Origin of the sequence: Brevibacterium sp. 91QC2O2, from assembly GCF_024580695.1 — a bacterium.
Lineage (GTDB): Bacteria > Actinomycetota > Actinomycetes > Actinomycetales > Brevibacteriaceae > Brevibacterium > Brevibacterium moorei.
Genome location: NZ_JANIJY010000026.1, coordinates 26951 through 39868, shown reverse-complemented (window position 1 = coordinate 39868; position 12918 = coordinate 26951). Strand labels below are relative to the sequence as shown.

Below are 12918 nucleotides of genomic sequence, written 5' to 3'. Positions count from 1 at the left end.
TTCAGCCAGAAAATATGTACTACTTAGTTCTGGCATCACGAAAAAAACTATTCAAGTACGCTATTGAGTTCTCAAACAACAGGCACACACCCACACTGGCCAACCCCGACAACCACCCGTGAAACACAGGCAATCACAAGAGGAGTCACCGCGAAGGGATGCTCGATTATGTTGACTGCCGCCGGGATTTCCGGCCCCGCGAACCCGCTGGGCTGTCCTGGCGACAAGAGAAAACATTACACGACCCGCAACCCGGCCGCAACCCGAACCAGAGTGATCCGTGCTACTCCCCGGCACCTCGGCGGCCTGCAGCGGACCCGCCGACGCCCGGACCGCGAACAGCCGGCCCGCACGTCCCTCCGGCCCCGCACACTCCTCAGGCGCGCACCGGCCAGGTATGCACGGGATCCCCCGTCGCCTGGTTCTCCAGGTACAGCTCCATCACCCGGGCCAGGGCCTCGGCGCGTTCCGGGCTGCCCGGTGTCGTGACCCGCGGCTTCAAACCGTTGAGCGTGCGCAGCTGCCAGGCCGCGCCGTTCTGCCGATTGTTCGCCCTGGCATCCATGATCCCCATGTACTTCTCGATCAGCCGTGGGGCCACGCCCAACTTCTCCAACCCCTTTCGAGCCTGCGGGATCAGCCGCTGCCGGGCCAGCTCGGCCACATCCACCCTGCCCAGGGTCGGCCAGTCGACCCTGGCGTAGAGGCCGGAGCGCGCCGCGGACTCGAAGTTGCGCTGCGCCTCCGGGAAACGCAGGCGCGACCACACAGGCCGGTTCTGTTCCGAGAGGTGCTTGACCAGGCCGTAGTAGAAGGCGGCGTCGGCGACCATGTCATCGACGGTGGGACCTGCCGGCAGTAGCCGGTTCTCCACCCGCAGGTGGGCGTCATCCGTGCCGTCCCCTGGAGAGTAGATGGGCCGGTTCCACCGCCACACGGTCCCATTGTGCAGGTTCAAATAGTGCAGGCTGGGCGCATTGCCCTTCATCTCCGGGGTCCCCGCATCCTCCCGCGATTCCGGCAACAGCGCGGGGAAGTACCTGACGTTCTCCTCGAACAGGTCGAACACACTGGTGATCCAGCGTTCCCCGAACCACACCCTGGGTCGCACCCCCTGGGCCACCAGTTCCGGAGTGCGCGTGTCGATGGCCTGCGCAAAGACCGGGATACGGCTCTCATGCCACAGTTTGCGGCCCAGGAACAGCGGCGAATTGGCCGCCAGTGCCACCTGCACCGCGGCGATCGCCTGCGAGGCGTTCCACGCCACCGCGAACGAGGTGGGCGCCACCTGCAGGTGCAATTGCATAGAGGTGCAGGCAGCCTCGGGTGCCACATCGGCGAAGTCCCCGCGGAAGTATTCGCGGTCCTGCACATCGACGTGGACCAGTTCCCCACGAGCGTCCAGGATGGCATTCGACAGGGCCGCGTAGCGGTTCTCCTGCGTCATCCAGCCCTCACCGCCCAGGAACTCCGGTGTCAGGGTCGGCAGGGTTCCGATCATCCCCAGCCGCGAATCCGAGGACCTGCAGGCCGCATCGGCGGCGGCGACCCGAGCGCGCAGACCGTTCGCCAGGTCTTCGAGCCCGTTGCCCTCGACCGAGAGCACCGGATGGTTCATCTCGAAGTTGAACGCGCCGATCTCGGTTTGGAAGTCCCCCGCGTATTCCGGGGCGTCGCGCGCCAGGGCGGCCAACACCTCGGGGTTGCGGGCCGCCGGCGCCAACTTCCGGTCCATGATGTTGAGCTCGAGCTCCATGCCGATCGTGCCGTGGGACATGAAGTCCGCATCCTGCAGATAGCCGTCGAAGGTCTCGAGGTCGGCGTTGAGCCGCTTGCGGTAGCTGGTGCGCTGCTGCGGAGTGTACCGCCGCGCGGATACTGCTTCACCCATGGGCTTACGAAACCACACCCACCGGCTGCACACAAGTGGGTCCCTGCATAGGATGAGTAGGAGACGTATCACAGCCTCCCGCTGATCCGAACAAGACGATCCGAACAAAGGAAGTTCCAGTGCCGGCACCGATCGACATCCCCGCCCTCCTCCCAACATTGACCACCCTGGCAGAGGCCAAGCTGCCCCAGATGCTGGGCGACATCGAACGACTCATCACCATCGAGACGCCGTCCGAGGACAAGGAGGCGGTGGCCGCCGGCGCACGCGTGACCGCCGATATCGTCCAGCAGCGCCTGGGCGCCCGCCCCGCCGAGGTGATCGTCGAGGGCACACCCCACCTCGTCCTGCGCTTCGGCGCGGAATCGGCCGGCGAGCGCCCCGCCGACTACCAGCCGCGCGTCGTGCTGGTCGACCACCAGGACACCGTGTGGCCGCACGGCACCCTGGAGCGCAAGCCCTTCCAGGTGGCGGACGGCGTGCTCACCGGCCCCGGCTCCTTCGATATGCTCACCGGCGATGTCATGGCGTTCACAGCCGTGCAGCTGCTGCAGGAGGCCGTGGCGGCAGCCGGCGGCGATCCGCAGGCGGCCCTGGCGGGCCTGACCGTGCTGGTCACCGGCGACGAGGAGATCGGCTCGCCCACCAGCGCCGGCCTGATCCAGGACGAGGCGCGCGGCGCCAGGGCCGCCTATGTGATGGAGGCCTCTGGCACCGGTTCGACGGGCCCTGGTGCGCTCAAGGTCGAGCGCAAGGGCACCTCGATGTACGTCGTAGAGGTCCACGGCCGGGCCTCGCACGCCGGTCTCGAGCCGGAGAAGGGCATCAACGCCGGTCTCGAGCTGGCGTCCCTGCTCCAGCAGGTCGCGACCTTCGGCGACGCCGGGCTGGGCACGAGCGTCACCCCGACCCGCTTGTCCGGCGGCACCACGACGAACACCGTGCCGGCCTATGCGCAGTTCGACGTGGACGTGCGCGCGAAGACCGTCGCAGAGCAGGAGCGCGTGGACGCCGCCATCCGGGCGCTTACCCCGCAGCACGCCGAGGCGAAGATCGTCATCCGCGGTGGCATCAACCGGCCGCCGCTGGAGCGCGCAATGGCCCAGGGCCTGTTCGACCGGGCCCTGGCGCTCTCTGAGTCCCTGGGGATCGAGGCGCCCGAGGGCATCGAGGTCGGTGGCGCCTCGGACGGCAACTTCACCGCCGGGATCGGCGTGCCCACCCTGGACGGGTTGGGAGCCGTCGGCGACGGAGCGCACGCCGAACACGAACACGCGCTGGTCGACTACATCGCCCCGCGCACAGCCCTGCTGGCCGCACTCATCGCAGACCAGCTCTGGGCCGACTGAACCCTGCCCGGGCACATCCGGCCGGGCACATCCGGCCGGACCCGGCCGAATCCCGGCCGGACCCACAGATCACACATTGTTCGAAACGAATCAAAGAGAACTAGCGAGAACAAGAGAAGATGAAACTCACCGGACTCAAGCTCCACCGCATCGCGCTGCCCCTGGTCGCGCCCTTCACCACCTCGTTCAGCACCCAGACGGTCAAGGACACCTTCCTGCTGGAGGCCGCCTTCGAGGGTGAGAACGGCCCCGTCACCGGCTGGGGCGAGTCGGTCGCGATGACCGATCCGCTGTACTCCCCGGAATACGTCGACGGTTCGATCGACGTCATCACCAAGTGGCTGGCCCCGCTGCTGCGCGACGCTGAGGACCTCACAGCCGAAACGGTCGCCTGGCACCTGCGCCACATCATCGGCCACCCGATGTCCAAGGCCGCCATGGAGATGGCCGTGCTCGAGGCCCAGCTCAAGGACCGCAACCTGTCCTTCCGCGACTACCTGGGCGGGGTCGAGACCTCGGTGCCCTCCGGCGTGTCCGTGGGCATCCAGGATTCGATCCCCGATCTGCTCAAGGTGATCGGCGGCTACTTGGAGGAGGGCTACGCCCGCATCAAGCTGAAGATCAAGCCGGGCAAGGACATCGAGCCCGTCGCCGCCGTGCGCAAGGAGTTCGGCGATGACTTCCTGTTCCAGGTCGACGCGAACGCCGCGTACACCCTGGTCGACTCGGCCCGTCTGCGCCGGCTCGACGAGTACGGCCTGCTGCTGATCGAACAGCCCCTGGGTGAAGCCGATATCCGCCAGCACGCGGAACTGGCCAAGCGCATGTCCACCCCCATGTGCCTCGACGAATCGATCGTCTCCGCCGAGGCAGCCGCCGACGCCATCGCGCTGGGCGCCTGCGACATCATCAACATCAAGCCCGGCCGCGTGGGCGGCTACCTGGAGGCCCGCAAGATCCACGATCTGGCCAAGGCCGCGGGCATCGCCGTGTGGCACGGCGGAATGCTGGAGACCGGCCTGGGCCGTGCGGCCAACGCCGCCCTGGCGACCCTGCCCGGCTTCACCCTGCCCGGCGACATCTCCGGGTCCAACCGCTTCTACGCCGAGGACATCACCGAGGAGATCGTCATGCACGACGGCCGCGTGGACGTGCCGACCGGCCCCGGATTCGGCGTCACCGTCGACCCGGCGAAGCTGGAGAAGTACACGGTGAACACCATCACGGTGTTCTGAGCCGAAACATCGTGTTCTGAGCCGAAACGGCTTTGACCCGTAGCCGAGGCGGCCGCCGGTTCCAGCGGATGGAACCGACGCCCGCCTCGGCTTTTCTTTGATTCCTCTAAGTCCGGCCTCCAGCACATCTAATAGGCGCGGCGTCCGCATCCCGGTATGGTGGATCGCGATATGGACACCTCATCCGCCGACTCGCCCGATACCGCCGGTCCCGTCGCCACAGATCCGGAACTCATCGCCAGATGGCAGCGCTACCTGGCCAATGAACGTGCCGAGGAGCAGGTCTACCGGCGCTTGGCCGCGAAGAAGAAGTCGGGCGAGGACTTCGAGATCCTCACCGCCCTGGCCGATGCCGAGCGCCGCCACCAGGACCATTGGATCAAGCTGCTGGGCCCGCATGCGCAGGGCCGCCGCCGGGCCTCGTTCGACATCCTGCTGCTCAGCTGGCTGGCCCGCATGTTCGGTTCCATCTTCGTCCTGGCCCTGGCCCAGGGCTCCGAGTCCCGCTCCCCCTATGCCACCGATGCGCATGCGACGCCGGCGATGGCCGCCGACGAACAGGTCCATTCCGAGGTCGTGCGCGCCCTGGCGGGCAAGGCCCGCGCCCGCATCTCCGGGAACTTCCGCGCCGCGGTGTTCGGCGCCAACGACGGCCTGGTGTCGAATCTGGCCCTGGTGCTGGGGGTGGGTGCCGCAGGTGTCGGCACCCACGTCGTCCTGCTCACCGGCGTCTCCGGCCTGCTGGCCGGGGCGATGTCGATGGCCGCCGGCGAGTTCATCTCCATGCGCTCCCAGCGCGAACTGCTCGACGCCGGGCACCCCGACCCGCATTCGACCGAGGCCCTGGCCAGCCTCGATGTGGATGCCAATGAGCTGGCCCTGGTCTTCCGGGCCCGCGGGATGGAGTCGGCGGCCGCCGAACTCGCCGCACAGACGGCCATCGGCAAATCGCGCAGCCACCGCCGCGTGACCTTCCTGCCGCGGAATCTGGAAGTCGAATCCTATGAGGAGCTGGGCCGTGCGCTGCCCGCGGCCGCCGCGTCCTTCTGCTTCTTCGCCTCGGGCGCCCTGGTGCCGATCCTGCCGTACATCCTCGGCATGTCGGGACTGCCGGCCGTCGCCCTGGCCACGGGACTGGTGGGGCTGGCCCTGCTGTTCACCGGCGGCGTCACCGGGGTGCTCTCCGGCAAGGCGCCGCTGCCCAGAGCGCTGCGGCAGCTGGCCGTGGGCTATGGAGCCGCGGCCGTGACCTACGTGCTGGGCCTGGCCTTCGGCGCCACAGCCGGCTAGGGCCTCGCGCATAATCTACCCCCAGTCCCATAACACCCCTGTCTTCAACGGTGATATGGGACTGGGGGTACAAAATGCGGGGGCTACCCTGAAGACATGACACAGCCCGCCGTCGATCCGGACTTCACGGATCCCGCATACGATGCCACAGTCGGTACCCTGAGCCCGGCCACCCGTGACTATCTGGCGCAGGTGGCCCAGCGCTTCCCCACCCCCGTCGAGGACCTGAGCCTGGCCCAGGCCCGTGAGAATTCCCAGAACGCGCGCTGGCGGCAACGCGAGCCCGAGGCCGTGGCGGCGGTGGTGCACCGCTTCCACTCCGCACCCACCGCCGACCTGCCGGTGCGCCTGTACTATCCGGCCCCCGCACCCGCGGCGGAGGCCGAGGCCACTACGGCCAGCACTGATTGCTCCGGTGAGAGCACCGGCGGCCGCACTGCGCTGCTCTACCTGCCCGGTGGCGGCTGGACGCAGGGCACCTCGACTCTCAGCGATGTGATGGCCAGGCGCATCGCGAACCGCTCCGGCGCGGTGGTCGTCACCCTGACCTATCAGAAGGCCCCGGAGCACCCCTTCCCCACCGCTCTGGCCGATGTGCTCAGCACTTTCGACTGGTTGGTCGCAGGTGCCGAGGCGTTCGGCATCGACCCACAGCGGATCGTCATCGGCGGTGATTCCGCCGGTGGGAACCTGGCCGCCGCGGCCTGCCTGGCCCTGCGCGACGCGGCCAGGGTCGCCGGTGCGCCGGATGCCGCCGCCACACCGGAACTGCTGATCCCAACCCTGGCCGGCGATCTGGGGTTCCGACCGGCGGGCACCGCGGTCCCCGCCGCCCAGCTGCTGATCTACCCCGCCGTGGATCCGGCGATGAACACACGCTCCTATGAGCTCTTCGCCACCGGCCATGGTCTGACGGCCTCCCGGATGGTGTTCTACTGGAACAACTACATCGCCGCGGTCCCCGGTGCCACTGTCAACCCGCTGGTCGCGCCGGCGCGGGCGGCCGACCTGAGCGACCTGCCCACCGCGCTGGTCGTAACCGCCGGCTGCGATGTGCTCCGCGATGAGGGACGGGCCTATGCCGTGGCCCTGCGTGCGGCTGGGAACACCGCCGAGCACTGGGAGTACGCGGGTACGCCCCACGACTTCATCTACGCCGACGGGAAGCTCGCCGCATCGGCCGATCTGGTGGACCGGCTGGGCCACGAGCTACAGCGCTTCGCCGGTGACAGGTAGCCTGGCGGGCCTGCTGAACTAGCCTGGCGAGCCGCTGAACCGAGGGCCGTCTGAACCGGGGCCGGCGGCGGGACCGGGTAGGGCCTCGTGCCCGGTCCCGCCGCGACTGCCGGACCCGCGCGCGGTCACAGTGTGGGCCCGATGATCGCCCGTAACATAACGATGGTTTAATCGTGGCATGAGCGCTCAACCGAACACAGTGATCTCCCGTCCCGACGGCTTGCCGGCAGTCAACTCCCTGGCCCTCATCGACCAGGCCGCCGGCACCTTCGAACTGGCCGATCCGCACACCGCCCACCTGTTGGTCGACGATCTGGCCCCGCACCGCGGCGACGGCATCTTCGAGACGGTCCTCGTCACCCTCGATGCGGCGGGGTCCGTCACCGTGCACTCGCGCGAACCGCACTTCACCCGATTCCAGGCCTCGGCCGAGATGCTCGAACTGCCCGAACCCGATCAGGCGCTGTTCGATCGGGCGCTGGAGGCCGTGATGGCCGCGTTCATCTCCGATAATCCGGGGATCACCGGGTTCAGCGTCCGCTACGCCATGACCCGCGGGGTCGAGGGCACCTCGGGCAAGCCCACCGCCTGGGCGCTGACCATTCCGATCGACCCCAAGTACAACAAGCAGCGCGAGGCGGGCATCCGGGTGCTCACCCTGGACCGCGGCTACGAGGCCTACTTCGGCCAGAAGGCACCCTGGCAGCTGATCGGTGCGAAGACCCTGTCGTACGCGACCAATCAGGCCGCCGGACGCTATGTGCACGCCAACGACGCCGACGAGGCCCTGTTCGTCTCGCACGACGGCCTGGCCCTGGAGGGCCCGACCTGCAACCTCATCGTCAAGCGCGGGAACACCCTGTCCACCCCGGAGCCGCGCGCCGGCCTGCTGCACGGCACCACCCAGCGGGTGGTGTTCCGCGGGGCCGAGGCCGCCGGCTACACGGTGGAGTACGCGGACATCCCCGCCTCCGAACTCAAGACCGCCGACGCCCTGTGGATGGTCTCCAGCGTGCGCACCGCCGTGCCGATCAAGTCCGTCGACGGTGCGCCGATCCCGGTCGACGAGCCCCTGACCCAGCAGCTCATCGACTGGGTCCTGCAGGGCGAATGACGCGCGCCGCGATAGGCTGACAGCAACATCGTTACCGACGTTGAGGAGCATGATGAACAACGGCAAGCTCATGTGGCAGATCGCAGGGGTCGGCGGCGCCGCCCTGGCCGGCATCGCCGCCAAGCAGGTTCTGTCCTTCGCCTGGAAGAAGTCCACGGGCCGTCCCGCGCCCAAGAACGCCGCGAGCGCGGATTCCGGGCTGGCCGAGGCCATCGCCTGGACCGTGATCTCCGGCGTGGGTGTGGCCGTGGTCCAGCTGGTCATCCAGCGCTATGCGGCCAATGCGGTGCGCACGAAGTTCGGCGAGGAGGCCCTGCCGAAGAACCTGCGCAGCGCAGTCGAGGACCTCAAGGCCTGAGATAGCGGAAGCCCGATGGTCCGCCGCGGTCCCCGAACGGGGATCGCGGCGGACCTTTTTCGTCTCAGTCCCTTGCGTCTCAGTCCTGCAGGCCCTGAGCGGCGAAGATCGATCGCAGCTGCTGCACTCCCAGCTGTCCGGGGGCCGAGGCCCGCTCCAGGGAGGCGAAGCTCGCGGCAGAGCCGAACTCCCCGGCCGTGCGCGTGATCTGGCCCAGCCGGCCCATCGCGATCGCGATGACGGGGATCGACAGCGACCCCGATGCCGCTGGAGACTCCGGGGCCGCTGCCCGCACGGGTGCCCCGCTCCGGTCGGGGTTCGGGCCAGGGGCCAGGCGTCCAGTCGCCCGGGCCGTCACCTCGAGCACGCGCAGCACATCCTGCAGGGTGTGCGGCAGCACCGCGAATTTCGCCACCGCTGCGCCGGAGTGCTCCATCGCCCGCAGCAGCTCGGAGAGGAACTGCGCATCCGGCGTCGACTCGAAGTCGTGGAAGGATGCCACCGCCGCAACTCCGCGGTCAGCGGCCGCCTGCAGCAGCCCGGCGGCGGGAGCGCGGTGGAACTCCACGTCCACCGCGCACAGGCCGGCACCGAACTCCGGTCCCGCCCCCGTCCGATGTTCCGGGACCACCCGCAGGCCATGTGTCGGGGTGGGTGTTGCCAGCTCGATCAGCCCCGTCACCGCAGTGTCGTAGACCGGGTCCGGGACCGGCACGGGACCGCCCTCGGCTCCGGTGCGGATCGTGGCCAGCACCGGCAGACCGGTGGACTCGAACACGCGCAGACAGGCCGCGCGTTCGATCGCGAAGGCGGCCTCGGCCCCGGCCTGTCCGGCCGCCCAGCGCTGGAAGACCGCGAGCGCGTCCACCCGCCATTCGAGCACGTCGATGCCGCTGCCCGGTGTCAGGCCCGAGACCAGCCCGGTCAACGCCTCGGCGTCACCGGCCTCCAGCGGCACGATGATCTGCGGGTGGAGGTGGGCGGGCGCGAAGGGCAGTGGCTTCGTAGGCTGCAGCATGCCTCCCACCCTACTGTTGGCCCCGCACCGACTCGCACACAGAGTTCCACTACGCCCCAAAATGTCGATATATCGACGTTTCAGCCCGAATTTCGACAATTCAGGACGTAGTGGAACTTCTGGATAGGGTGGAGGACATGAGCTACCCGCTGCGCCCATCGCGTTCGCCGTCTCCGCAGCCGGTGCCCGGGCCGGTTTCGGCCAGACGACCGGGGCGCATGCAGCCCGTACCCGGCACCGTCGCGTACCACCGGATGGGGCGGGCCCAGCGCAATCATCGCTGGTGGCGGCCCCTGCTGGCGCTGGTGACGGCGGCCGGACTCTACCTCGTGTTCATCCTGCTCATCACGTTCTGGGGTGTGGCCGTGCCCCTGGTGTTGGCCGGCGTCGCGCGGTCCGTGGTCACCGGTTCCACCGTGCCCGACCCGGACGCCGGGCAGAACCCCTTCGGTCCCGGCGCCCCGGGATCGGCGGGGACGGACATCCTGCCCGGCTGGCTGACCGCCGATCCGACGTTCACGGATATGGGCAATCCCGTGACCTTCGTGGCGGCGATCGTGTCCATCATCCCGATGCTGCCGGCCGTCTGGCTGGCCACCTGGCTGGTGTGGCGGCGCCCGCCCGGCACCCTGTCCTCGGTGTTCGGCCGGTTGCGCTGGGCCTGGTTGGGCAGGGCCATCGGCTGGGCGGCCCTGATCATCGTGCCGGTGCTGGTCCTCCAACTGGGCTTCGATGCGCAGTTCGCGCCCGAGGGCCCCGGCGCCACCGGAGGCGGCACGGACGGGGACACCGCGTCCGCCGGCGGGGCGGGCCTGGGCCGCGCCCTGCTCATGATCGTGCTGACCCTGCTCCTGGCGCCGGTGCAGTCGGCCACCGAGGAATACGTGTTCCGCGGCTTCCTGGGCCAGCTGGTCGGTTCCTGGCTGAAACATCCGGCCTGGGCGATCCTGCTGCCGCTGCCCCTGTTCGTCTTCGGGCACCTCTACGACTGGACGGGGTTGGCCGATGTCGCCGTGTTCGCGGTGGTCGCCGGCTGGCTGTGCTACCGCACAGGAGGGCTGGAGGCCGCCATCGCCGTGCACATCGTGAACAATGTCAGCGTCTTCCTCCTCGGCGCGGTGGGACTGGCCGACCTCAATGCCGCCGGCCAGTCCCTGCCGGGCCTGCTGGTGTCCGCCGGCATGACGGTGGGCACCGGCGCACTCCTGGCCTGGCGCGCGCCCAAGCTGCCCGCGCCCGCTCAGCCGAACAGGGTGCTGCCCACGTAGTCGCCCGCGCCGGCGGCCCCGGGCGGAATCGCCCAGACCGTGGAACCGATCGGGGTGGTCCACTGGTTGAGCAGGTCGACCTCGCCCAGCCGTCGTTGGATCGGCAGGAACTGCCGGGTCACATCGGCTTGGAAGGACGCGAACATCAGGCCGGTGCGATCGAACTCGATGTCCTGGACGCGTTTCTCATCCGCGGTCTCGGCTCCGACCGAGCGCGGCACGTGCACGGGTTCGTCCATCACGTCCTGATAGGCGTAGACGCGGCGGAAGATCTGCTCGGCCGGATCCGACTCATTGCGGCTGCGCGCCACGTGGCTCGACGGCGATATCACCGTGAACCCCACCGAATCGGTGGCCCCCAGATCGGGCACATCGTGTTCCTCCCGACCGGTCAGCGGCGCGCCGTTCGACAGTCTGCGGCCGACCGAGAACTCGCGGGCCGGTCCGTCGGCCTCGTCCCAGGTGGCCATATTCATCGCGATATCGCGCAGCACCAGGGTCGTCCCGCCGTGCAACCACTTCGGCAGTCCGGCGCCGAGGTCCGCCGGCGGTTGGCCGCGCGGCCCCCAGTCGACTCCCTCGGCACCGCCGGAGGACTCACCCCAGACCAGGCGGTCGAAGGCGGGGGTCCCCGGTACCGGATTCGCGGTCCCATCGACCTGGCCGAAGGGGTTGCGGATCGTGGTGCCCGCCGGATCCGTGCCGTAGGCGCGGCGCGAGGCCGCCTGGGTCCAGGCGATCCGGGCGAAGGAGCGGGCATCCTTGAGCAGCATCCGCACCGCGTGGGAGAGGGTCAGCGGGTCCTCGCAGCAGACCTGCAGGAGCAGATCCCCGCGGCTCAGCGACTTCTGCAGACGGTCGACCGGGAAGGCGGGCAGCGGGGCCAACCACGCGGGCCTGGCCCGCGGGCCAGCCAGGGAGACGAGCCCGGGGCCGAAGCCGAAGGTGATGCTCAGCCGGGCGGGCCGGCCGGCGAGTTCCGGTTCACTGTCGGCCAGTGGCGCCCGGCCGGCCATCAGGGCCGCCGCGTCATCGCTGAGCAGGCGCAGCATCCGCACCGCGTCCGCGGCACCGACTCCACGGCGCAGATCCAGCGCCACGAATCGGGCGTGGGCCTGCGGTGGGGTCTCGACGCCGGGCTGGTGGCGGCCGTAGAACGCAACGGTCTGCCCGCCGGAGGCGCCCGCGGTGTCCAGGGTGGCCCCGGCCGGCCCACCGGCTGTGGCACTCCCCCATGCGCGGCCGCCTGCCACACCGCCACCGGCGCCCACGACCAGGCCGGCGGCCGCCCCGGCGGCGGTGCCGGTGAGCACCCGCCGCCGGTTCGGACCCCGGGATTCCCGCTGGTCCGCAGCGTCCGTGACATCCGCAGCACGCGTGACCCCTGCGGTGTCCGGGACCCCGGAGGGGTTTGGTGCGTCAGTGGTCATGGCCGGAGGATTCGTCCATGTCGTAGTTCTCCTTGGCGCCCGTATAGTCCTTGGCTGTCGCGGCGAAGGTGACGGAGCCGGTGTCGGTGGTGGCCGCGACCGTGATCTGTTCGCCCGGTTGGATGTCCCCGGTCAGCTTCATCAGCATGATGTGGTCGCCACCTGGCTTGAGTTCGTAGTCGCCGTGCGCCGGCACCGTGAAGCCGGCCTTCTTCTCCTGCATCTTCGACGAGCCCCCGCCATCGACGACTGTTTCGTGCAGCTGCACCATGCCCGCGACCGGGGTCTTGGCCGACCGCACGACGATCGGCGCGTCCGTGTGGTTCGTCAGGGTGCCGAATACCGCAGTCATCTCGCCCTTCTTCGCGGTCTTCACCCAGGCCCGTTCCAGGCTCAGTCCGGTCTGGGCGGCCGCGGAGGCCTCCCCGGCTGCGGCGGATGTGGGGCTCTGGGACCCGGCGGACCCGGTCGACGCGCCGGAGCAGGCCGTCAGCCCGAGCGCCAGAACGGCACCTGTCAGGGCGGTGGTGGTGCGCAGCAGCGCGCGGCGTGCCGTGATGTGGTTCCTCTGCATTGTTCTTCTCTGTTCCTTGTCCTCGAAATGGGTGCGCACCCGCACTGGGACGTGCGTGAGCCGGGCAGACGCGATTGGCGCGAGCCGGCGGAGGCGGGGTGCACGGAATACGGCGCACTGGCGCCGCGGGGCCAGGGCACGGAAGTGTCCCCGGC

General features: G+C 69.4%; 11 protein-coding genes. 7 read left to right on the top strand and 4 right to left on the bottom strand.

Annotation, left to right across the window (positions count from 1 at the left end; all coding sequences use genetic code 11):
* Positions 1-376 precede the first annotated feature (376 nt).
* Positions 377-1891 (bottom strand): glutamate--cysteine ligase, encoded by a 1515-nt coding sequence (locus tag NQ036_RS13750; protein WP_257049633.1) that lies wholly within the window; start codon positions 1889-1891, stop codon positions 377-379.
* 119 nt (positions 1892-2010) lie between these two features.
* Here NQ036_RS13750 and NQ036_RS13745 point away from each other — a divergent pair, with 119 nt between their 5' ends.
* The 6 genes from NQ036_RS13745 to NQ036_RS13720 all read left to right on the top strand — a co-directional run bounded on the left by NQ036_RS13745 (position 2011) and on the right by NQ036_RS13720 (position 8473).
* The gene (locus NQ036_RS13745; RefSeq protein WP_257049631.1) at positions 2011-3240 is read left to right on the top strand and encodes a M20/M25/M40 family metallo-hydrolase; all 1230 of its coding nucleotides are present in this window, start codon (positions 2011-2013) and stop codon (positions 3238-3240) included.
* 119 nt (positions 3241-3359) lie between these two features.
* Positions 3360-4475, top strand: a complete 1116-nt coding sequence (gene menC, locus NQ036_RS13740; protein WP_257049630.1) for an o-succinylbenzoate synthase — start codon at positions 3360-3362, stop codon at positions 4473-4475.
* A 171-nt stretch (positions 4476-4646) separates the two neighbouring features.
* Positions 4647-5765: a VIT1/CCC1 family protein gene (locus NQ036_RS13735; RefSeq protein WP_257049629.1), complete on the top strand. Its 1119-nt coding sequence runs from the start codon at positions 4647-4649 to the stop codon at positions 5763-5765.
* A gap of 96 nt (positions 5766-5861) precedes the next feature.
* A complete protein-coding gene (locus NQ036_RS13730) occupies positions 5862-7001 on the top strand; it encodes an alpha/beta hydrolase (RefSeq protein ID WP_257059663.1) in 1140 nt (379 codons plus the stop codon).
* 178 nt (positions 7002-7179) lie between these two features.
* Positions 7180-8115, top strand: coding sequence for an aminotransferase class IV (locus NQ036_RS13725; RefSeq protein ID WP_257049627.1), 936 nt, complete (start codon positions 7180-7182; stop codon positions 8113-8115).
* Between the two features lie 52 nt (positions 8116-8167).
* Positions 8168-8473 carry a DUF4235 domain-containing protein gene (locus NQ036_RS13720; protein WP_257059661.1) on the top strand — a complete coding sequence of 102 codons (306 nt, stop codon included), beginning with the start codon at positions 8168-8170 and terminating at the stop codon, positions 8471-8473.
* 79 nt (positions 8474-8552) lie between these two features.
* Here NQ036_RS13720 and NQ036_RS13715 read toward each other — a convergent pair whose 3' ends face one another.
* Complete coding sequence (locus NQ036_RS13715) at positions 8553-9491, bottom strand: type I 3-dehydroquinate dehydratase (protein ID WP_257049624.1); 939 nt, start codon at positions 9489-9491, stop codon at positions 8553-8555.
* 137 nt (positions 9492-9628) lie between these two features.
* On the opposite strand from NQ036_RS13715, the gene NQ036_RS13710 reads away from it, so the two are divergent.
* Complete coding sequence (locus NQ036_RS13710) at positions 9629-10759, top strand: CPBP family intramembrane glutamic endopeptidase (RefSeq protein WP_257059659.1); 1131 nt, start codon at positions 9629-9631, stop codon at positions 10757-10759.
* On the opposite strand, the gene NQ036_RS13705 is transcribed toward NQ036_RS13710, so the two are convergent.
* Together NQ036_RS13705 and NQ036_RS13700 are read right to left on the bottom strand one after the other, a co-directional pair.
* Complete coding sequence (locus NQ036_RS13705) at positions 10732-12189, bottom strand: Dyp-type peroxidase (RefSeq protein WP_257049622.1); 1458 nt, start codon at positions 12187-12189, stop codon at positions 10732-10734. The genes NQ036_RS13710 and NQ036_RS13705 overlap by 28 nt on opposite strands.
* Positions 12179-12763: a copper chaperone PCu(A)C gene (locus NQ036_RS13700; protein WP_257059657.1), complete on the bottom strand. Its 585-nt coding sequence runs from the start codon at positions 12761-12763 to the stop codon at positions 12179-12181. Before NQ036_RS13700 ends, NQ036_RS13705 begins: the two co-directional genes overlap by 11 nt.
* Positions 12764-12918 lie beyond the last annotated feature (155 nt).